Raw genomic sequence first — 19927 nt, 5'->3', positions numbered from 1 at the left:
AGCCTGATTCACCCCCAAATCGCTGGTGAATCGTCAATCAAGTCCTACGTATTACTCGGTGACCACACTTGGCGAACCAAGGTTGGCCAGGCGCACGCTGTTCTGCACCTGGGCAATCTCACCCGGCGAACCGATCGGCCCCAGGCGAACCCGGTGCAGGGTCTGCTGATTGCGCACGATCGAACTGATGAACACCGGAGCGCTCACCATCCCGCTGAGCTTCGATCTCAGGAGTTCTGCAGCGTCCGGGTTGGCGAACGCGCCCACCTGCAGATACTGGCCAGAGGCTGGTGCAGAAGCGTTTTTTTTTGCGTCAGCAAGTTGTACGGGCACAACGGCTGCGGCGTGTTGCTGCGGCGGGGGCGTCCATTGCTCGACGGTGCCGGCCGAGGCCGTGATCACCGGGGCGCTATTCTGCGCGACTTGCGGCTCGTTGAGCATTAAAGGCGCCGGACGGCCCTTGGCGGCCCACCACTGTTGTGGATCGATGCCCTCGACCTTGACCCGCGCGGTACCGGTCTCGGCATAACCGAGTTTCTTGGCGGCCGCGTATGACAGGTCGATGATCCGGTCCGAGTAGAACGGCCCACGATCGTTGACGCGCAGGATCACGCTCTTGTTGTTGTCCAGGTTGGTCACCCGAACGTAACTCGGCAGCGGTAAGGTCTTGTGTGCGGCACTCATGCCGTACAGGTCATAGACTTCGCCGTTGGCGGTGTTCTGACCATGGAACTTGGTGCCATACCAGGACGCCGTACCCGACTGCACGTACGTCTTGGATTCTTGCAACGGAAAATAGGTTTTGCCCAGTACTGAGTACGGGCTGGCCTTGTACGGGCCGGTATGCAGGGTCGGCGTGGCGTCCGGGATGCGCGAAACATCGACATCCCACCATGGCGCGCCATCCTTGTGGGCACGGTTGATGTCCAGCCCCGGCGTCGAGCGCACGGCGGTGGTGGACTTCTGGGCTGGCGCGCGGCTGGTCGAACAACTGGCGACCAGCACAGCCAACGCGGCGAATGCCATCAACTTCAGGGGTTTATTGATAGGCAATGCCCGCATTACTTGACGCCCCGTGCTTGGACCAGCTGTTCAGACAGTTGATGTACAGCCATGGCGTACATCACGCTGCGGTTATAACGCGTGATCGCGTAAAAATTCTTCAGGCCCATCCAGTACTCGGAGCCATTGTCGCCTTCCAGGCGGAAAGCGGTAACCGGCATATCATCGCGCAGCGCATCATGACTTGACCACCCCAGGGCTCGCAACTCCCCGACGGTTTTCGTCGGTTCGATGCCTGCGGTCAAACCCTCGTCGACCTGATCGCCACGGACATCGGCACGGCTGACCACCGGTTCGCCGGCGCCCCAGCCATGACGCTTGAAGTAACTGGCGACACTACCAATGGCATCGTCGGGGTTGGTCCAGATGTTGATATGGCCATCACCGTCGAAATCCACCGCATAGGCGCGGAAACTGCTCGGCATGAATTGCGGCAACCCCATTGCGCCGGCGTAAGAGCCTTTGAGCGTCATCGGATCGACCTGCTCTTCGCGCGCCAGCAGCAGGAACTCACGCAATTCCTTGCGGAAAAACTCGGCACGGGGAGGATAGTCGAAACCCAGGGTCGACAAGGCATCGATCACCCGGAAATTTCCGGTATTACGGCCGAAAAAGGTTTCAACGCCGATGATCGAGACTATCACCTGGGCCGGAACGCCGTATTCCTGCTCGGCACGGGCCAACACCGCTTCATGCTGACGCCAGAAATCCACACCCCGGGCTATGCGCGCATCGGTGATGAACATCGGGCGATATTCGCTCCACTGCTTGACCCGTTCGGCGGGTTTCGAGATGGCGTCCAGAATCGACTGCTTGCGCTCGGCTTCGCGGAACACACCCATCAATTGTTCACCGGCGAAACCATAGTCGCGGGTCATTTCACCGACGAATTCGGCCACCTGGGGTGAGCCTTCGTAGTCGCCGGCCAACGCTTCCTGCACGGTGCCAAGGATGCTTACCAGGCCGACCCATGGCGCATACCGGGTCGCCCAGCCACGCATTACTTGCATTGAAAGTTTCACCTTATTCAAACCTGTGCGATCCACTTGCGATGGGTATGGATCGACATCAAAACCCCAAACGCTGACAGCAGCGTCACCAGCGAAGTTCCTCCGTAGCTAATGAACGGCAACGGCACCCCCACCACCGGCAACAGGCCACTGACCATACCGATATTGACGAAAACATAAACAAAAAACGTCATGGTCAGGCTGCCCGCGAGCAACTTGCCGAACAATGTCTGCGCCTGGGCGGTAATCACCAGTCCGCGGCCGATCAACAGCAGGTAGATTAGCAACAGCGCGCAGATCCCCACCAGGCCGAATTCTTCACCCATTACTGCAATGATGAAGTCAGTGTGGCTTTCCGGCAGGAAGTCCAGGTGCGACTGGGTGCCCAGCAACCAGCCCTTGCCGAACACACCGCCGGAACCGATGGCGGCCTTGGACTGGATGATGTTCCAGCCCGTACCGAGCGGATCGCTCTCCGGATCGAGGAACGTCAGGATCCGCTGCTTCTGGTAGTCGTGCATGATGAAGAACCACATGGCAACCGCCACGGGCACGGCGGCGGCCAGTACGCCGAGGATCCAGCGCCAGCGCAAGCCCCCCATGAACAATACGAAAGCGCCGCCGGCCAGGATCAGCAGCGAAGTGCCGAGGTCCGGTTGACGCACGATCAGAATGAACGGCACGCCGATCAGCATCAGGCTGACGCCCACATGCTTGAGCTGGGGCGGCAAGGTGCGTTTGGACAAGTACCAGGCGATCGTCGCCGGCATCAGGATTTTCATGAATTCCGAGGGCTGGAAGCGGATCACCCCGGGAATGTTGATCCAGCGGGTGGCGCCCATGGCGTTGTGGCCCATGATGTCCACCACCAGCAACAGCATTACCCCGACCACGTAGCCCAGCGGCACCCAGCGCGCCATGAAGCGCGGCTCGAACTGGGCGATGACGATCATCGACACCAGGCCAATGCCGAACGAAGTAGCTTGCTTGCCCAGCAGATCCCAGCTTTTGCCACTGGCCGAATACAGCACGAACAGGCTGCCGGCGGCGAGAGTCAGCAACAGGATCAATAATGGACCGTCGATGTGCAGGCGTTGCAGCAGCGTCGCACGGCGACGCATCACATCCTCGCTGGAGAGCATGCGATCGAAGTTATTCATCACGGGCGGTAGCCTCTGCACTGATAGGGCTGGCGTATTCGGGCTTCAACCGACCGTCCTGGTCCAGGAGCCAGGCATCCATGACTTGACGCACCACTGGCGCGGCGACGCCGGAGCCGGACTCGCCGTTCTCGACCATCACCGACACCACGATTTTCGGGTCGTCGGCCGGCGCGAAGCCGACGAACAAGGCGTGGTCACGGTGACGCTCCTGGACCTTGGAGCGGTCGTACTTTTCACCCTGCTTGATCGCGACCACCTGGGCCGTACCCGACTTGCCGGCGATTCGGTATTGCGCGCCGATCGAGGCTTTGCGCGCCGTACCCCGGGCACCATGCATAACCTGCTGCATGCCGTGGTTGACCTTGGTCCAGTCCGACGGGTCGCGCAGGATGATGTCCGGCATCGGGTTAGGGTCCACCGGCTTCTCGCCTTCGATGGTCCTGGCCAGGTGCGGACGATTCCAGATGCCTTTGTTGGCCACCAGTGCAGTGGCCTGGGCCAGTTGCAACGGGGTCGATTGCATGTAGCCCTGACCGATCCCCAGAATCAGCGTTTCACCCGGGAACCACGCCTGCCGGCGCGTCGCACGCTTCCATTCGCGGGTCGGCATCAACCCCGGCGATTCTTCGAACATGTCCAGAGAGACCTTCTGACCGATACCGAACTTGCTCAAGTACGACGACAGCCTATCGATGCCCAGCTTGTGGGCCAGGTCATAGAAGTAGGTGTCGTTGGAGCGCATGATTGCGGTATCGAGATCGACGAAGCCGTCGCCAGTCCGGTTCCAGTTGCGGTACTTGTGATCGTAGTTGGGCAGCATGTAGTAACCGGGGTCGAACACTCGGGTCGAAGCGGTCACCACGCCGGAATCCAGGCCGGCAATCGCCACCGCCGGCTTGATGGTCGAGCCCGGCGGGTACAGGCCACGCAGCACGCGGTTGAACAACGGCCGGTCGATGGAGTCGCGCAGCTCGGAATAGGCCCTGGAGCTGATGCCGGTGACGAACAGGTTCGGGTCGAAACTCGGCTGGCTGACCATCGCCAGCACTTCACCGGTTTTCGGGTCCAGCGCTACCACCGCACCACGACGACCACCGAGCGCAGCTTCGGCGGCTTCCTGCAATTTGATGTCCAGGCTCAGGACGATGTCCTTGCCGGGAATCGGATCGGTACGCTTGAGCACGCGCAGTACGCGGCCCCGGGCGTTGGTCTCGACTTCCTCGTAACCCACCTGGCCGTGTAATTCAGGCTCGTAGAAACGCTCGATGCCGGTTTTGCCAATTTGATGGGTGCCGCTGTAACTCACCGGATCCAGGATCTTCAGCTCTTTCTCGTTGATCCGCCCCATGTAACCCACCGAGTGCGCAAAATGCGCACCCTGCGGATAGTGACGGACCAGTTGCGCGACCACTTCTACGCCTGGCAGGCGGAACTGGTTCACGGCAATTCGCGCGATCTGCTCTTCGGTCAACTCGAACAGAATAGGCACCGGCTCGAACGGCCGACGCCCCTGGCGCATGCGTTTCTCGAAAATCACCCGATCTTCCGGGGTCAGCTCCAGCACCTGGACGATCACATCGAGCACTTGCTGCCAATCGCCAGAGCGCTCGCGGGTCATGCTCAGGCTGAAGCTGGGCCGGTTGTCGGCGATGACGACACCGTTGCGGTCGAAAATCAGTCCACGGGGCGGCGGAATCGGCTGCACATGGACGCGGTTGTTTTCCGACAGGGTCGAGTGGTACTCGTACTGGATCACCTGGAGGAAATACAGGCGCGCGATCAGCACGCCAATCAGCGCCACCACTGCAATGGCCCCAAACACGACGCGGCCACGCACCAGACGGGCGTCTTTTTCGTGGTCCTTGATGCGGATCGGCTGGGACATGAGGGTAGAGCTACTTGTGGTAAGGGTGACCGGACAGCACGGTCCAGGCACGGTACAACTGTTCGCCGATCAGGATCCGCACCAGCGGGTGCGGCAAGGTCAGCGGTGACAACGACCAGCGCTGATCAGCCCGCGCACAGACTTCCGGCGCCAGCCCTTCGGGGCCGCCGACCATGAAGTTGACCGTACGCGAGTCCAGCCGCCAGCGATCGAGCTCAACCGCCAGTTGCTCGGTGCTCCAGGGCTTGCCGTGGACTTCGAGAGTGACAATCCGCTCGTTCGGCCCGACCTTGGCCAGCATGGCTTCGCCTTCCTGACGGATGAAACGGGCCACGTCGGCGTTCTTGCCGCGGGTATTGAGCGGTATTTCCACCAGTTCCAGCGCCAGCTCGGACGGAAGACGCTTGGCATATTCATGCCAGCCTTCTTCCACCCATTTGGGCATGCGTGAACCGACGGCGATCAGTCGCAGTCGCACAGCAGTCCCTTATTCCTGGTCTTTGTTGAGCTTGTTGAAGTGCTCGTGACCAACTTCAGGGCTGTGGTGTTTGCCATCGGCTGCACGGCTCTGCTCGGCACCTTTCCACAGGCGCTCCAGGTCGTAGAACTGGCGTGCATTGGAAGTCATCATGTGGACGATCACGTCGTCCATGTCCAGCAGAACCCAGTCGCTGTCGCCCTTGCCTTCTTCACCCAGCGGCTTGATGCCCAGGGCTTTGACGGCCTCGCGGACCTTGTCCAGCATCGCGCCGATCTGGCGGTTGGACGTACCGGTGGCGATGATCATGTAGTCAGTGATGCTCTGCTTGTCGCGAACATCGATGACCAGCACGTCCTGGGCCTTGACGTCTTCCAGGGCGGCTACGGCGATCTTGACCAGTTCGTCGCCTTTAGGCGGCTCGGCAGCGAGTACCTTTTCCGGCAGCGGGGCACTCTTGAACGTGCCTTTGCGCTTAACTTTGCTTACGTCGTTGTTCGTCATATAAAACTCGTTTTGCTCGTATGTTCGGGCGCTTCAATACACGTTGTTGCTACGTGCCTTGAGGCACTCCTATTCAGTTCGACGCACGGTAGAGTCCGTGCGCATCGATGTAGGCCAGGACCGCGTCGGGCACCAGGAAACGTACCGACTTACCGCTGGCCAGCAGTTGACGGATCTGGGTGGCGGATACCGCGAGCGGTGTCTGCCAGACGAATGCAATCTGTCCGCTCGGCCCCTTGAGGGCCAGCGGGTCGCTCACCGAGCGCGCTGCCAGCAGGTTGCGCAAGGCATCCGGCGGTTCGCTGTCGGCATCCGGGCGCTGCAACACCAGGATATGGCAATGCTGGAGCAACTCTTCCCAGCGGTGCCAAGTGGGCAGGCCGCAAAAAGCGTCCCAGCCCAAAAGCAGAAAAACCTGGTCATCTGCGGCCAGTTCGGCGCGCATCAGCTCCAGGGTATCAATGGTGTAGGACGGTTTGTCCCGCTGCAATTCGCGGGCGTCCACCACCAACGGCGCCACACCGGCCACCGCGCACTCGACCATCGCCAGTCGGTCTTTGGCTGACACCTGCGGCGTATCCCGATGGGGCGGCCTGGCACTGGGTGTCAGTCGCAGTTCATCGAGCGCCAGTGTTTCGGCGACTTCCAGCGCACCGCGCAAATGGCCAATGTGCACCGGGTCGAACGTTCCGCCCAGCACGCCAATGCGGCGAGGGGCTGGCTCGCTGGCGGTGACCGGGGCTGACGGGTCTAAGTCGCCCAAGTCAGGCCGGCTCCTGTCCGCGCAACTGCCCGTCGCCGACCACGATGTACTTCTCGCAGGTCAACCCTTCGAGGCCCACCGGGCCGCGGGCGTGCAGCTTATCAGTAGAAATGCCGATCTCGGCACCCAATCCGTATTCGAAACCATCGGCGAAGCATGTCGGGGTATTGATCATCACCGACGAGGAGTCGACTTCAGCCACGAAACGCCGGGTGTCGCCCTGGTGTTCGCTGACAATCGAATCGGTGTGATGGGAACCGTAGTGGTTGATGTGCTCGATGGCCTGGTCCATTGCGTCGACTACACGGATCGACAGAATCGGCGCCAGGTACTCGGTGCTCCAGTCTTCTTCAGTGGCGACCACGGCATCGATGATTGCCCGGGTACGTTCACAACCGCGCAGTTCGACGCCTTTTTCGCGGAACTGGGCCGCCATCGCCGGCAGAAAATCCCTGGCGACGGTTTGATCCACCAACAGCGTTTCCATGGCACCACAGATGCCGTAACGGTAAGTCTTGGCATTGAACGCAATGCGCTGGGCCTTGGCCAGGTCGGCGTGTTCACTCACGTAAACGTGGCAAATCCCGTCCAGGTGCTTGATCACCGGTACGCGGGCGTCACGGCTGACACGTTCGATCAGGCCACGACCGCCGCGCGGCACGATGACATCGACGTATTCAGGCATGGTGATCAGCGCGCCGACCGCTGCGCGATCGGTGGTTTCGACCACTTGCACCACGGCAGCCGGCAGACCGGCCTCGGCCAGGCCACGCTGGATGCAGGCGGCGATGGCACGATTGGAATGAATCGCCTCGGAACCGCCACGCAGGATGGTCGCGTTACCGGACTTCAGGCACAGACTCGCGGCATCGATGGTCACGTTCGGCCGCGACTCATAGATGATTCCAATCACGCCCAATGGCACGCGCATCTTGCCAACCTGAATACCGGACGGGCGGAAGCTCATGTCACGGATCGCGCCAACCGGGTCCGGCAGGGCTGCCACCTGACGCAGGCCGACGATCATGCCGTCGATACGCTCCGGGGTCAGAGCCAGGCGCTCAAGCAGGGCCGGCTCCAGACCATTGGCGCGACCGGTGGCCAAATCCAGCTCATTGGCCGCCGTCAGCTCGGCGCGGGCAGCGTCCAGCGCATTGGCGGCGGCCTGCAGGGCGCGGTTTTTCTGCGCGGTGCTGGCGCGGCCGATCACGCGGGAAGCTTCGCGGGCAGCGCAACCCAGGCGGGTCATGTAGTCAAGAACGGACTCAGTCATGGTCTGGCGTGGTCTTTGATAAGGTCTTGGTAAAGAGTAAAGCGGCAGATTATAGCTGTCGCGTCCCGGGACTAACAGCGGTGACGGGCGGATGGTCGAAATGGAGGGCAATTTGCTGATGTTCAGCCGGGATTAAGCTGCAAATTGTTATCATCACGACTCAATCAGCCCTGACAAACGTCGTTCATCATGTCCAACCTGACTGTTCGAGCATCCGCTGCGAGCCTGCCCAAGGGCCTTCCGGACGCGTTTTTCGACCGCGACGCGCAAACTCTGGCTCGGGATTTACTGGGTAAAGTCATACGCCATCGGGTCGGCGACCTGTGGCTCAGCGCCCGGATCATCGAGACCGAAGCCTATTACTGCGCGGAAAAAGGCAGCCACGCATCCCTCGGCTACACAGAAAAGCGTAAGGCTTTGTTTCTGGATGGCGGCCACATCTATATGTATTACGCCCGGGGCGGCGATTCCCTTAATTTCAGCGCCCAAGGGCCCGGTAACGCCGTGCTGATCAAGTCCGCCTACCCGTGGGTCGATGAATTGAGCGGGCCGGCCAGCCTGGCACAGATGCTATTGAACAATCCCGACGCCCAGGGCCACCCTCGCCCGTCACAAAAACTCTGCGCCGGGCAAACCCTGCTCTGCAAGGCACTGGGCCTGAAAGTGCCGGTGTGGGACGCCAAACGCTTTGACCATGAAGTGTTGCTGGTAGAGCACGTCGGCCAGACGCCCGCCCACATCATCCAGACTACACGCCTGGGCATCCCCCACGGGCGCGATGAGCACCTGATGTACCGCTTCGTCGACGCTGCCTACGCGGCTTATTGCACGCGAAACCCGCTAAGACGGGGCCAGGTCGAGGATCGCGATTATTTTGTGCTGACCTGACTGACAACCTGTAGGAGCGGCGATGCGGCGGTCCGACTTGCCCGCGAAGGCGCCGTGTCAGGCGAAACTAATATCGACTGGAAGGGCCCCTTGGCGGGCAAGCCCGCTCCTACAGGGGTCGATGGCGTATTCAAAGTTGCACGTATCCCCTGGAAGCAATTGAATATTTGATGGAGTGGTTTATATGGGCCAATGGCTCGATAGCGTGACCGGTTGGTTGACGGTCAACCCGCAATGGCTGGCGGCGGCGATATTTCTGGTGGCTTTTGTGGAATGCCTGGCGATCGCCGGGCTGATCGTGCCCGGAACGGTTTTACTGTTCACCGTTGCGGTGCTGGCCGGCAGCGGTGCATTGGCGCTGAGTGAAACCTTGCTGCTGGGTTTCTTCGCCGGTGTTCTGGGCGACGTGACTTCGTATTTCCTTGGACGACACTTCCATCAAAATATCCGGCGCCTGCCCGGTTTGCGCCATCACCCGGAATGGATTGCCGGAGCCGAGACCTATTTCCAGCGCTATGGCATCGCCAGCCTGCTGGTCGGGCGTTTTATCGGGCCATTGCGGCCGATGCTGCCCATGGTCGCCGGCATGTGCGACATGCCCTTCCCACGCTTCATCGCCGTCAGCCTGCTGGCCGGCGCGGGGTGGTCGGTGGCTTATTTGCTGCCTGGCTGGGCCACCGGCGCGGCGATTCGCTTGCCATTGCCTGAAGGTTTCTGGGCTCAGGCCGGAATCGTTGCCGGCAGCATTGCGGTCTTGGTGGGGTTGAGCGCCACCAGTAGCTTGCGCCAGCATCGCAGGGCTACAGGGTTAATCGCCGGCATGAGTTTTCTCATTCTGGCAGGGCTGTTCATCGGCTATCCGTACCTGAACGCCCTCGATCAAGGGCTGATGACCCTGGTGCAGGAACATCGCAGCCCGATGCTCGATGAGGTTGCAGTGGTCTTCACGCTGATCGGCGAATTCCGCAACATGCTGCTGCTCAGCGCACTGCTGACCGGGTTGCTGCTGCTGATGCGTCAATGGCGCCCGGCGACCTTCGCCGCAACCACCCTGCTCTGCACGGCATTGTCGAACACCGCGACCAAACAGTTCTTTGCCCGCGTGCGCCCCGATGTGCTGAGCGATCCGCTGACCAGTTACAGCATGCCCAGTGGCCATGCGTCGGGATCTTTTGCGCTGTTCCTGACCCTCGCCGTTCTGGCCGGCCGTGGACAACCGCCACGGATGCGCCTGACCTGGCTATTAGTGGGCTGCCTGCCAGCGATGGCAATTGCGCTGTCACGGGTGTACCTCGGCGCACATTGGCCGACGGATGTACTGGCCGGTGCGATGCTGGCAGCGTGTGTTTGTGCAGCGAGCCTGTGGCTGATCCAGCGCAAGGAACCGCTCAACGCCTTGCCACCCAAGGTCTGGTGGCTGGTATTGCCGGCGTTGCTGACATTGTTCGGCTTCTTCGTGTTGCAGCATTTGCCACATACGATGCTGCGGTATGCGTATTAGCAACAGAGCCCGTCAGGCAAACAACTCGCCCTGCAACTCATCCAGCAACGCCTGAATCGCATCCAGTCGTTGCTGCGGATCATCGAGTTGCAGCAGGTCGATCTTGTCCAGTTCAGCGAAGGGCAACAGGTACGCCAACTGATTGGCCAGTGACTGTTGCCCGGTCGCTTCAGTGCCCATGTTCAAGGCTTCAACCATCGGATGTTCCGCCAGGGCCTTGAGCAATGCCACCAGGTCGGCGTCCTCGTCCTGCAGTGGCTGCTCCGGTTCGTCTTCCAGCCACTCGACCTCGGCGACGGTCAACTGATCGCGCTGGATTTCCGATCGTAATACATGGAAACGCCGTCCGCCTCGGACCCGAATCCCCAACAGGCCGTTGTCCTGTTGATTGAAATCGGTGATCAGCGCTTCGCAACCCACCAGCGCGTAGCCGGCCGGGGCGATCCCGACCTCTTCACCCTCGAGGATGCACACCACGCCAAAACCACTGCCCTGTTTCATGCAGCGGCCGATCATGTCCAGGTAGCGCGCTTCGAAAATCTGCAGGTCGAGGATGCAGCCTGGAAACAGCACTGTGTTCAACGGAAAAAGCGGCAGACTCATAGACATTTCCTTACACCACCATCGACACCGCCAGCGGCAGGAAAACCGCCGTGGCCACACCCATCAGACTCATCGCCAGCGCCGCGAAGGCGCCACACTCTTCACTTTCCTGCATCGCCACCGCCGTGCCGACAGCGTGGGCCGTCATGCCCAGCGCCATACCCCTGGCTTCCGGGCTGTGCACGCCGAACCGGGTCAACAGGACCGGGCCGAAAATCGCCCCGATCACACCCGTAATCAAGACGAACACCGCTGCCAGCGCCGCGACACCACCGATCTGCTCAGCCACCAGCATGGCAATCGGCGAGGTTACCGACTTCGGCGCCATGGTCATCAGGATCATGTGTTCGGCACCGAACCACCAGCCCAGCAGCACGCCCATGCCCGTAGCTACGACACCACCTATCACCAGCGTAGTAAATATCGGCCAGAACAACTGCCGAATCCGTCGCAGGTTGAGGTAAAGCGGCACCGCCAGCGCGACAGTGGCCGGGCCGAGCAGGATGCTCAGGATCTCGGTGCTCTTGCGGTACTCGGCGTAGGTCAGACCGCAGCCCACCAGCACGCCGATCACCAGTAACATGGAGACCAGCACCGGCTGCAAAAAGATCCAACGGGTTTTTTCGAATGCCGCCAGGACGAGTTGATAGGCGCCAAGGGTAATGCCTATGCCGAACAATGGATGGTGAATCACCGACGTCCAGGCGCCGTGCCAGTCGAAGATCATTGGCTGTCCTCGGAGTGAGCGTGACGCCTGACCATGCGCTGCATCAGCACCCCGGCGAAGGCCATCGAAAGCAGCAGCGACAACACCAGCGCACCGACAATGGCCCAGAAGTCCGCCGCGATGTCAGCGGCATAGACCATCACGCCCACGGCCGGAGGCACCAGCAACAGCGGCAGGTAGCGCAACAGGCTGCTGGCCGCCAGGTTCAGTGGCTCGCCGACCTGTCCGCGACAGATGAGGTACACCAGTAACAGCAGCAACCCCACAATCGGCCCCGGCAGCACGGGCAAAAACAAATGATTGATCGCCGTGCCGAGCAATTGGAACAGCACCAGCCACGTTAGCCCTCGTAGCAACATTGTTGATCCCCCGCAAAATCCGTCACCCGCATTGGCCGGGCATTATAAGCATGCCCGCGCTATAGATCGGCATTCGCCAAAAGCATGGTCGGTTGACCGGAGCGTTTGGCCATGTTGATCTAAAGTGGTAAGCCGGGAAGTTAAATCCTCGCAAGCCAAATCTATAAAACCGATGAACCCAAGGAGAGTCTCAATGCCCTATGTTCCAGTTGCAGAGCTCAAAGATTATGTCGGCAAGGAACTTGGACGTTCCGAATGGCTCACTATCGATCAGGAGCGCATCAACCTGTTCGCCGAGGCCACAGGGGATTTTCAGTTCATCCACGTCGACCCGGTCAAGGCCGCGCAAACGCCATTTGGCAGCACCATCGCTCACGGCTTTCTGTCGCTGTCGCTAATCCCGAAACTGATGGAAGACATCCTCGTCATGCCCGAAGGCTTGAAGATGGTGGTCAACTACGGTCTCGACAGCGTGCGCTTCATTCAGCCGGTCAAGGTCAATTCGAAAGTGCGACTCAAGGTCGACCTGACCGAAGTCATCGAGAAAAAACCCGGCCAATGGCTGCTCAAGGCCACCACCACCCTGGAAATCGAAGGTTCGGACAAGCCGGCGTACATCGCCGAACCCCTGTCCCTGTGCTTCGTATAAACCTTCCCGGATGCGAAGCAGCTCATGCTGTTTCGCGCCTTCTCGCAATACCTCACCCTATATAAGGACACATAGCTGCGGCATACTCCCTCGCCTAATTGCCCGGAATCCGCTATGCGCCCACTTGCACTCCTTGCCTTGACCCTGATGCTCACCGCTTGCGGCGACGGCGAATCGCTTTTGGCCCCCGACGCCCGCCTGCCGGACGGCGGACGCTATCGCGGTGACCTGGTCAATGGCTTGCTGCAAGGCAAGGGACGCATCGACTACCCGAACGGCAGCTGGTACGCCGGCGAATTCGACAAAGGGCAGTGGCATGGCCAGGGCGAATGGCACGGCAGCAACGGCGAGGTCTATCGCGGGCAGTTCAATCAGGGACTGTTCGATGGCCAGGGGGCGCTGACCACCAACGCCAGCAGTTACAGCGGCGGCTTCAAGGCCGGCCGACGCGACGGCGAAGGCACCCTCAAAGAAAACGGCATGAGCTATCGCGGAGAGTTCAAGGCCGATCAATACGCCGGCCTGGGTCGCCTCGAACTTGAAGACGGCAGCGCCTATCAGGGCCAGTTCGCCCACGGCAAACCCAATGGCGAAGGCCAGCGCAGTGACGGCAACGGCAATCAGTTCACCGGGCACTTCGTCGACGGCCAACTGGAAGGCAACGGCACGTTCAACAGTGCCGATGGCGACATCTATGTCGGCAGCTTCAAGAACAATCAACTGCACGGCAAAGGCCGCTACGAAAACGCCGACGGCGATGTCTGGCTGGGCCAGTTCAAGGAAGGCTCGCTGAACGGCAAGGGCGAGTTGATCGGCACTGACGGCAGCCACTACATCGGCCAGTTCAATGACTGGCGCTTTTCCGGCCAGGGCCGACTCAACCTGTCTGACGGCAGTTTTTACACCGGTCAGTTCGACAACGACAGTTATCAGGGGCGCGGCACATTGGTGCTGACCGACGGCACCGTGCTCAGCGGCACCTGGATCAACGGCCAGCGCGTGCGCGACGCCGAGGGCAAACTCTTGCCCGACACCCTGGAGCTCGGCCTGCTGGCCCAGGGGCGCTTGCTCGACGCAGCGCTGGCCAACATTGCGCCCTCGACCCCGGCGGTAGAACTGTATTCGTTGACCCTGGGCGGTGATGGCAAGCAAAGCGTGTTTCTGCGCGAATCCGACTACGTCGCCAATATGCTCACCAGCCGTTTCGGCGCTTTCGGCCAGATCCGCCTGGTGAACCATCGCGATCACCTCGCCGACCGCCCGATGGCGACTCGGGAAAACCTGCGCCGTGCCGCCCTGACGCTGGCCGAACGCAGCGGCCCGGAAGACTTGATTTTCATCTACCTGACCAGCCATGGCACCAGCGAACACGAGCTGGTGCTTGACCAGCCACGCATGGAGTTGGCCGACCTGCCAGCCGACGAAATGGCTGCTGTTCTCGCCCCGTTGAAAAACCGCGACAAGATCATCGTGATTTCGGCCTGCTACTCCGGCGGATTCCTCCCCGCCCTCAAGGATGAACGGACCCTGATCATGACAGCCTCGCGGGCCGACCGGGTGTCCTTCGGTTGCTCGGAGGAAGCCAACTTCACTTACTTCGGCGATGCACTGTTCGCCCAGGCCCTGAACCAGACCGATGATCTGGAACAAGCCTTCAAACTGGCCAAGGCCACTGTCGCCGAACGTGAACTGGCGGACGGTTTCGAAGCCTCCGAACCACAGATCTGGGCACCGAAAACCGTCCTCTCGCATTGGCAACTACTGCGCAAACAGCAGGCTCGAAAAGCCCTGCAAAGTGCGTCTATCGAAAGCAAGGATGCAAACAGCAACTAAGCTGAACAGTATCAAGGGAGAAACACTATGTACTTGACGCCCCAGCACGTGCTGCTTGCCGGAGCCACCGGTTTGACGGGTGAACACCTGCTTGATCGCCTGCTTAACGAGCCAACGATTGCCCGGGTATTGGCCCCATCACGCCGGCCCCTGGCCAAGCACCCTCACCTTGAAAACCCGGTCGGCGACCCGGTGGAGCTTCTGCCGCAGTTGAACGGTCGTGTCGACATCGCCTACTGCTGCCTGGGCACCACCATCAAACAGGCGGGCTCGGAAGAGGCGTTCCGCGCGGTGGACCTGGACATGGTCGTGGCCTTTGCCAAACGCGCACGGGAGATGGGCGCAAGGCATTTGATCGTGATCAGTGCACTGGGAGCCGATCGCAGATCCTCGATTTTCTACAACCGGGTCAAAGGCGAGATGGAGTACGCACTGCGCGCGCAGGACTGGCCGCAGCTGACTATTTGCCGTCCTTCGCTGTTGCTGGGCGAACGCACCGAACCGCGACTGGGCGAGAAAGTCGCCGGCCCGTTGTCACGGCTGATCCCAGGCAAATACCATGGTATCGAGGCCTGCCAACTGGCCCGGGCAATGTGGCGCCTGGCGCTGGAAGAGCAGGACGGGGTCAGGATTGTCGAGTCGGATGAGCTGAGGAAGTTGGGCAAGTAGCCTGTGGTGCCTGAGTGGGTCTCATCGCGAGCAGGCTCACTCCTACAATTGATCTGCGTCGTTCACAAATCCAATGTGGGAGCGAGCCTGCTCGCGATAGAGCGCGAAGCGCTCTCTTACAACCCACCTGTCGCCTGAAAGCTGACCCCGATCACCGTCAGCAACGACAGCGGCAACAGCAGCGTGTCGAGCAACGCACTGGCCGGCAGATCAACGCCCGGATAGCTCGGTGCTTCAGCTCCGAAACGGTCCTTGGCGCAGCAACCGCCATTCATCGCGTACAAATCCAGACGAGTCCCCGAGTACACCACAGGTGCCCCCGGCTTTGCCGCATCGAGGGTGCGCGCCGTGGCGCACCCGACCAATTGCAGCGCCAGTACCATCACCAGCAGCTTATTCATCGCTGGTCAAATGATGCTCGCCCCAGCGCGGCAACATGTCCTGAGGAATATTCAGCAGGTTGAGAATCCGTGCCACGACGAAATCGATCAGATCGTCGATGGTTTGCGGCTGATGATAAAAGCCCGGTGATGCCGGCAGGATTGTCACGCCCATGTTCGACAACTTGAGCATGTTCTCAAGGTGAATACTCGAATACGGCGCCTCGCGAGGCACCAGAATCAGCTGGCGACGCTCTTTGAGCGTCACATCGGCGGCACGCTCGATCAGGTTGTTGCAGGCACCCGTGGCGATGGCCGACAAAGTACCCGTCGAACACGGCACCACCACCATCGCCGCTGGCGCGCCGGAGCCCGAAGCCACTGGCGACATCCAGTCTTCCTTGCCGTACACCCGAATCTGCCCGGCGGCAGCGCCCGTGTATTCGGTGAGGAATGCCTGCATCATCTGCGGCTTGTTCGGCAGCGTGACGTCAGTTTCGGTGGCCATCACCAACTGCGCGGCCTTGGAAATCATGAAGTGCACTTCACGATCCTCCCGCACCAGGCAGTCGAGCAGGCGCAAACCGTACTGGGCGCCGGAAGCGCCAGTCATCGCCAGCGTGATGCGGTCCGGGCCGTTGTTCACTTGAGTGCCTCGGCCAGCTTGCCGTGCAGGCCGCCAAAGCCGCCATTACTCATGATCACCACGTGGGTGCCCGGTTGCGCCTGGCTCTTCACGCGCTCGATGATGCCTTCCAGCGAATCGCTGACAATCGACGGCACCGTACACAGCGCCGCAGTACCGGCCAGGTCCCAGCCGAGGTTGGCCGGTGCATACCAGATCACCTGATCGGCATCGACCACGCTTTCCGGCAATCCGTCACGGTGCGCGCCAAGTTTCATGGAGTTGGAACGCGGCTCGATGATCGCAATCAGCGGTGCATCGCCGATGCGCTTGCGCAGACCGTCGAGTGTGGTGGCAATGGCGGTCGGGTGGTGAGCGAAGTCGTCATAGATGGTGATGCCACGGACTTGCGCGACTATCTCCATCCGGCGCTTCACGCTTTTGAAGGCGCTCAACGCGGCGATGCCCATGGACGGCACCACGCCGACGTGGCGTGCGGCAGCCAGGGTCGCCAAGGCGTTGGCGACGTTGTGCTGGCCAGTCATGTCCCACTCGACCACACCCTGGGCGACGCCATCGAACATCACTTCGAACTTCGAGCCATCTTCACTGAGCAGCTTGACCTGCCACTGACCGCCGGCACCGGTGGTTTGCACCGGCGTCCAGCAACCCATCTCGATAACGCGAAGCAAGGCTGGCTCAGTGGTCGGATGAATCACCAGGCCTTCGCTCGGGATGGTCCGCACCAAGTGATGGAACTGTCGCTCGATGGCCGGCAGATCCGGGAAGATGTCCGCGTGATCGAATTCGAGGTTGTTCAGGATTGCCGTGCGCGGACGGTAGTGCACGAACTTCGAGCGCTTGTCGAAGAACGCACTGTCATACTCGTCGGCTTCGATGACGAAGAATGGCGTATCGCCCAGGCGCGCCGACACCGAGAAATTTTGCGGCACACCGCCGATCAGGAAGCCCGGGGCCATGCCCGCGTGCTCCAGCACCCAGGCCAGCATGCTGCTGGTGGTGGTCTTGCCGTGCGTACCGGCAACGGCCAGTACCCAACGACCTTGCAGCACGTGATCGGCCAGCCATTGTGGGCCGGAGACGTAAGGCAGGCCTTTGTTCAGCACGTACTCCACAGCCGGATTGCCCCGGGACATGGCGTTGCCGATCACCACCAGATCGGGGGCGGGATCGAGTTGCGCCGGGTCGTAGCCTTGGGTCAATTCGATGCCCTGTGCTTGCAGCTGAGTGCTCATCGGCGGATAGACGTTGGCATCGGAGCCCGTCACGTGATGGCCCAGCTCTTTGGCCAGTACCGCCATTGACCCCATGAAAGTGCCGCAGATACCAAGAATATGAATGTGCATAGTCGACCTCGTAAAACTTGGTCGCAGGTTAGCTTAGGGAGGGGAAAATCGCACCTGATGTTTCAATGGCGCTCAGCGCAAAACCTGTAGGAGCCGGCTTGCCGGCGAAGACAATCTCCAGACCGCCTTCGCCGGCAAGCCGGCTCCTACAGGTCGACGTAGCAATTACCGAGCGATGCCATGTTTACGCAGCTTGCGATAAAGGGTATTTCGACTGACCCCCAACTGCTCCGCCGTATGCGTCATATGCCAGCGCGTCTGCTCCAGCGCCGCGAGCAACGCCAGCCGCTCGGCATCCTCCAGCGGATGCTCCGACGCCTCCTCAATCGTCGACACCACCGGCCGCGCCTGGCGAATCATCGCCGGCAAATCTTCCAGACCGATCCGCCCGTCCTCACACAGTGCTGCCAACGTACGCAGCACATTTCGCAACTGCCTTACGTTGCCCGGCCAGGCGAACCCCAACAAGGCCTCCCGCGCCGGCCCGTCGATCAACACGGTTTCTCCGCCCGCCTCCTCGGCCAGCAGAAAATCGAGCAGCCGGGACTTGTCGCTACGATCACGCAAGGCCGGCAGCGCGACTTCCAGCCCGTTGAGCCGGTAATACAAATCCTCACGGAAGCTGCCGTCCTCCACGCGATCCAGTAAGTTGCGGTGAGTGGCACTGATGATCCGCACATTCACCGATTCCGGTTCGCCGCCGATCGGCACCACTTGCCGGTCTTCGAGCACCCTCAGCAAGCGCGTCTGCATGGCCAGTGGCATGTCACCGATTTCATCGAGGAACAAGGTGCCGCCGTCGGCCTGTTGCAACTTGCCGCGCATGCCTTCCTTGCGCGCACCGGTGAAGCTGCCGCCGCGATAACCGAACAGCTCGCTTTCGATCAGGCTTTCGGGAATGGCCGCGCAGTTGAGGGCGACAAAGGCTTTGTCCGCCCGCTGGCTGGCGTGGTGCACGGCTTTGGCGAAAGCCTCCTTGCCGGAGCCGGTTTCGCCATTGATCAGCAGCGGCACGTCGCGCTCGTACACGCGCAGGGCCTTGCGGAAATCCGCCTGCAACGCCGCGTCGTCCAGGCAAATGCCCGACAGGCGCGGCGCCTGTGCAACCTTGGCAGCTGGCACCAATGGAGTCGGCAGCGGTCGCCGTGCCTCACCGCGCAATACCGCGAACAGCTTGCGACCATCACGGGTGCGCAACGGCCAACTGGCAGCAGCATTGGTGCTCGCGCGACCGAGCAACTCATCGAGCGAGCAATCGAAAAAAGCCTCCACCGGTTTACCCAGCAAGCCGCCGCGAATGTGTCCCAGCAGGTTCAGCGCACTCTGGTTCACCGCGCAAATGCGCCCTTCTCCGTCGAACGCCAGCAACCCTTCGCTGAACAAACCGACGGACTCGGCCTGCAAGTGAAAACGCAGCAACCATTGATTATCGAAGCAGCGCAGGAAGTAGCAGCTCTCGATCATCTTCGCCGACAGATTGACCAGCGCCATGGTGTGGAACTGACTTTGCCGTGAGGCATCACGCCGCGCCGACGACACGTCGAGCACCGCCAGCAGCTCGCCATGGGGATCGAAGACCGGGCTCGCCGAACAGGTCAGGCCGGTGTGGCGGCCGCGAAAGTGCTCGTCCTGATGGATGGTCAGCGACTGACGCTCCACCAGGCAGGTGCCGATGCCGTTGGTGCCTTCGCAGGCCTCGCTCCAGTCGGCGCCGAGCCAGAGCCCGGCACGCTCGAAAATCTGCCGTTCGGCAGGCGCGGTGACGCAATTGAGGATTACGCCGCGGGCGTCGGTCAGCAGCACTGCATGACCGGCACCGGAGAGCTGCTGGTGCAGGCTGGTCATTTCATTGCCGGCAATGCGCAGCACTTGCTGCAAGCGTTCGCGGCTTTCCAGGACTCGGCCATGCTCCAGCACCGTCGGCGCGATGCTCAGGGCCGGATCGAGGTGATAGTCCTCAAGGCAGCGCAGCCAGGAACGGGCGATGGACGGGTCGCTGCCAGGGCCGTGCAGGTGGGCCTTGCCCTGGGTCACGGTCAATACTTGCTGGGCATGGCGACTCAGATGGTTGTCGTGCATTTCTTATTATTCTCCCCGAAAGGTCCTACTCAACCCTGCAGGAGCTGCCGATGGCTGCGATCTTTTGCTTTGAAAGATCAAGATCAAAAGATCGCCCGAGCGCGGACCG

The 19927-nt window shown here is 61.1% G+C and carries 20 protein-coding genes; 5 read left to right on the top strand and 15 right to left on the bottom strand.

Annotation, left to right across the window (positions count from 1 at the left end; all coding sequences use genetic code 11):
* Nucleotides 1-51 precede the first annotated feature (51 nt).
* The 8 genes from KGA83_RS21990 to KGA83_RS21955 form a co-directional block, all read right to left on the bottom strand.
* Nucleotides 52-1062, bottom strand: a complete 1011-nt coding sequence (locus tag KGA83_RS21990) for a septal ring lytic transglycosylase RlpA family protein (protein WP_108216341.1) — start codon at nucleotides 1060-1062, stop codon at nucleotides 52-54.
* Nucleotides 1062-2072: a lytic murein transglycosylase B gene (gene mltB, locus KGA83_RS21985; RefSeq protein WP_223530920.1), complete on the bottom strand. Its 1011-nt coding sequence runs from the start codon at nucleotides 2070-2072 to the stop codon at nucleotides 1062-1064. The genes KGA83_RS21990 and mltB overlap by 1 nt, the downstream gene beginning before the upstream one ends.
* A gap of 17 nt (nucleotides 2073-2089) precedes the next feature.
* Nucleotides 2090-3193, bottom strand: coding sequence for a rod shape-determining protein RodA (rodA, locus tag KGA83_RS21980; protein ID WP_108216488.1), 1104 nt, complete (start codon nucleotides 3191-3193; stop codon nucleotides 2090-2092).
* A gap of 31 nt (nucleotides 3194-3224) precedes the next feature.
* A complete protein-coding gene (gene mrdA / locus KGA83_RS21975; RefSeq protein WP_223530918.1) occupies nucleotides 3225-5120 on the bottom strand; it encodes a penicillin-binding protein 2 in 1896 nt (631 codons plus the stop codon).
* Between the two features lie 10 nt (nucleotides 5121-5130).
* The gene (gene rlmH / locus KGA83_RS21970; RefSeq protein ID WP_003185785.1) at nucleotides 5131-5598 is read right to left on the bottom strand and encodes a 23S rRNA (pseudouridine(1915)-N(3))-methyltransferase RlmH; all 468 of its coding nucleotides are present in this window, start codon (nucleotides 5596-5598) and stop codon (nucleotides 5131-5133) included.
* 9 nt (nucleotides 5599-5607) lie between these two features.
* Nucleotides 5608-6102, bottom strand: a complete 495-nt coding sequence (rsfS, locus tag KGA83_RS21965; RefSeq protein WP_108216338.1) for a ribosome silencing factor — start codon at nucleotides 6100-6102, stop codon at nucleotides 5608-5610.
* Nucleotides 6103-6175: 73 nt separating this feature from the next.
* Nucleotides 6176-6865 (bottom strand): nicotinate-nucleotide adenylyltransferase, encoded by a 690-nt coding sequence (nadD, locus tag KGA83_RS21960; RefSeq protein WP_218429771.1) that lies wholly within the window; start codon nucleotides 6863-6865, stop codon nucleotides 6176-6178.
* Between the two features lies 1 nt (nucleotide 6866).
* Nucleotides 6867-8138, bottom strand: coding sequence for a glutamate-5-semialdehyde dehydrogenase (locus KGA83_RS21955; protein ID WP_223530916.1), 1272 nt, complete (start codon nucleotides 8136-8138; stop codon nucleotides 6867-6869).
* 189 nt (nucleotides 8139-8327) lie between these two features.
* On the opposite strand from KGA83_RS21955, the gene KGA83_RS21950 reads away from it, so the two are divergent.
* Nucleotides 8328-9026, top strand: a complete 699-nt coding sequence (locus KGA83_RS21950; protein WP_223530914.1) for a DNA-3-methyladenine glycosylase — start codon at nucleotides 8328-8330, stop codon at nucleotides 9024-9026.
* 184 nt (nucleotides 9027-9210) lie between these two features.
* Nucleotides 9211-10527 (top strand): bifunctional DedA family/phosphatase PAP2 family protein, encoded by a 1317-nt coding sequence (locus KGA83_RS21945; RefSeq protein WP_223530912.1) that lies wholly within the window; start codon nucleotides 9211-9213, stop codon nucleotides 10525-10527.
* Between the two features lie 12 nt (nucleotides 10528-10539).
* Here the strand turns inward: KGA83_RS21945 and KGA83_RS21940 are convergent, their stop codons facing one another.
* Genes KGA83_RS21940 through KGA83_RS21930 form a run of 3 tightly spaced genes read right to left on the bottom strand, consistent with a single transcriptional unit; the run spans nucleotide 10540 to nucleotide 12216 of the window.
* Nucleotides 10540-11130 carry an LON peptidase substrate-binding domain-containing protein gene (locus tag KGA83_RS21940; RefSeq protein WP_108216333.1) on the bottom strand — a complete coding sequence of 197 codons (591 nt, stop codon included), beginning with the start codon at nucleotides 11128-11130 and terminating at the stop codon, nucleotides 10540-10542.
* A 10-nt stretch (nucleotides 11131-11140) separates the two neighbouring features.
* Nucleotides 11141-11857, bottom strand: coding sequence for an LrgB family protein (locus KGA83_RS21935; RefSeq protein WP_108216332.1), 717 nt, complete (start codon nucleotides 11855-11857; stop codon nucleotides 11141-11143).
* Nucleotides 11854-12216, bottom strand: a complete 363-nt coding sequence (locus KGA83_RS21930; protein ID WP_108216331.1) for a CidA/LrgA family protein — start codon at nucleotides 12214-12216, stop codon at nucleotides 11854-11856. Before KGA83_RS21930 ends, KGA83_RS21935 begins: the two co-directional genes overlap by 4 nt.
* A gap of 193 nt (nucleotides 12217-12409) precedes the next feature.
* Here KGA83_RS21930 and KGA83_RS21925 point away from each other — a divergent pair, with 193 nt between their 5' ends.
* The 3 genes from KGA83_RS21925 (at nucleotide 12410) to KGA83_RS21915 (ending at nucleotide 15367) form a co-directional block, all read left to right on the top strand.
* Nucleotides 12410-12865 (top strand): MaoC family dehydratase, encoded by a 456-nt coding sequence (locus KGA83_RS21925; protein ID WP_108216330.1) that lies wholly within the window; start codon nucleotides 12410-12412, stop codon nucleotides 12863-12865.
* Between the two features lie 114 nt (nucleotides 12866-12979).
* Complete coding sequence (locus KGA83_RS21920) at nucleotides 12980-14698, top strand: C13 family peptidase (RefSeq protein ID WP_223530910.1); 1719 nt, start codon at nucleotides 12980-12982, stop codon at nucleotides 14696-14698.
* A 27-nt stretch (nucleotides 14699-14725) separates the two neighbouring features.
* On the top strand, nucleotides 14726-15367 hold the full coding sequence (locus KGA83_RS21915; RefSeq protein ID WP_108216328.1) for an oxidoreductase: 642 nt from the start codon (nucleotides 14726-14728) through the stop codon (nucleotides 15365-15367).
* Nucleotides 15368-15483: 116 nt separating this feature from the next.
* Here the strand turns inward: KGA83_RS21915 and KGA83_RS21910 are convergent, their stop codons facing one another.
* The 4 genes from KGA83_RS21910 to KGA83_RS21895 form a co-directional block, all read right to left on the bottom strand.
* Nucleotides 15484-15768 (bottom strand): YceK/YidQ family lipoprotein, encoded by a 285-nt coding sequence (locus KGA83_RS21910; protein WP_108216327.1) that lies wholly within the window; start codon nucleotides 15766-15768, stop codon nucleotides 15484-15486.
* Nucleotides 15761-16393, bottom strand: coding sequence for a flavin prenyltransferase UbiX (gene ubiX / locus KGA83_RS21905; protein WP_108216326.1), 633 nt, complete (start codon nucleotides 16391-16393; stop codon nucleotides 15761-15763). The genes KGA83_RS21910 and ubiX overlap by 8 nt, the downstream gene beginning before the upstream one ends.
* Nucleotides 16390-17739, bottom strand: a complete 1350-nt coding sequence (gene mpl / locus KGA83_RS21900) for a UDP-N-acetylmuramate:L-alanyl-gamma-D-glutamyl-meso-diaminopimelate ligase (RefSeq protein WP_108216325.1) — start codon at nucleotides 17737-17739, stop codon at nucleotides 16390-16392. Before mpl ends, ubiX begins: the two co-directional genes overlap by 4 nt.
* Nucleotides 17740-17904: 165 nt before the next feature.
* Complete coding sequence (locus KGA83_RS21895; RefSeq protein ID WP_223530908.1) at nucleotides 17905-19818, bottom strand: sigma-54-dependent Fis family transcriptional regulator; 1914 nt, start codon at nucleotides 19816-19818, stop codon at nucleotides 17905-17907.
* Nucleotides 19819-19927: the final 109 nt, after the last annotated feature.

This window comes from Pseudomonas sp. GL-R-19, from assembly GCF_019956375.1.
Lineage (GTDB): Bacteria > Pseudomonadota > Gammaproteobacteria > Pseudomonadales > Pseudomonadaceae > Aquipseudomonas.
The sequence above is the reverse complement of the archived record's forward strand: the minus strand, read 5'-3'. Positions and strand labels throughout refer to the sequence as shown.

Excerpts from the sequence above, each read along its gene's own strand:
- KGA83_RS21990 (WP_108216341.1), bottom strand. The coding sequence starts at position 1,062 with ATGCGGGCATTGCCTATCAATAAACCCCTGAAGTTGATGGCATTCGCC.
- mltB (WP_223530920.1), bottom strand. The coding sequence starts at position 2,072 with ATGCAAGTAATGCGTGGCTGGGCGACCCGGTATGCGCCATGGGTCGGC.
- rodA (WP_108216488.1), bottom strand. The coding sequence starts at position 3,193 with ATGCGTCGCCGTGCGACGCTGCTGCAACGCCTGCACATCGACGGTCCA.
- mrdA (WP_223530918.1), bottom strand. The coding sequence starts at position 5,120 with ATGTCCCAGCCGATCCGCATCAAGGACCACGAAAAAGACGCCCGTCTG.
- rsfS (WP_108216338.1), bottom strand. The coding sequence starts at position 6,102 with ATGACGAACAACGACGTAAGCAAAGTTAAGCGCAAAGGCACGTTCAAG.
- KGA83_RS21955 (WP_223530916.1), bottom strand. The coding sequence starts at position 8,138 with ATGACTGAGTCCGTTCTTGACTACATGACCCGCCTGGGTTGCGCTGCC.
- KGA83_RS21950 (WP_223530914.1), top strand. The coding sequence starts at position 8,328 with ATGTCCAACCTGACTGTTCGAGCATCCGCTGCGAGCCTGCCCAAGGGC.
- KGA83_RS21945 (WP_223530912.1), top strand. The coding sequence starts at position 9,211 with ATGGGCCAATGGCTCGATAGCGTGACCGGTTGGTTGACGGTCAACCCG.
- KGA83_RS21940 (WP_108216333.1), bottom strand. The coding sequence starts at position 11,130 with ATGAGTCTGCCGCTTTTTCCGTTGAACACAGTGCTGTTTCCAGGCTGC.
- KGA83_RS21935 (WP_108216332.1), bottom strand. The coding sequence starts at position 11,857 with ATGATCTTCGACTGGCACGGCGCCTGGACGTCGGTGATTCACCATCCA.
- KGA83_RS21930 (WP_108216331.1), bottom strand. The coding sequence starts at position 12,216 with ATGTTGCTACGAGGGCTAACGTGGCTGGTGCTGTTCCAATTGCTCGGC.
- KGA83_RS21925 (WP_108216330.1), top strand. The coding sequence starts at position 12,410 with ATGCCCTATGTTCCAGTTGCAGAGCTCAAAGATTATGTCGGCAAGGAA.
- KGA83_RS21920 (WP_223530910.1), top strand. The coding sequence starts at position 12,980 with ATGCGCCCACTTGCACTCCTTGCCTTGACCCTGATGCTCACCGCTTGC.
- KGA83_RS21915 (WP_108216328.1), top strand. The coding sequence starts at position 14,726 with ATGTACTTGACGCCCCAGCACGTGCTGCTTGCCGGAGCCACCGGTTTG.
- KGA83_RS21910 (WP_108216327.1), bottom strand. The coding sequence starts at position 15,768 with ATGAATAAGCTGCTGGTGATGGTACTGGCGCTGCAATTGGTCGGGTGC.
- mpl (WP_108216325.1), bottom strand. The coding sequence starts at position 17,739 with ATGCACATTCATATTCTTGGTATCTGCGGCACTTTCATGGGGTCAATG.
- KGA83_RS21895 (WP_223530908.1), bottom strand. The coding sequence starts at position 19,818 with ATGCACGACAACCATCTGAGTCGCCATGCCCAGCAAGTATTGACCGTG.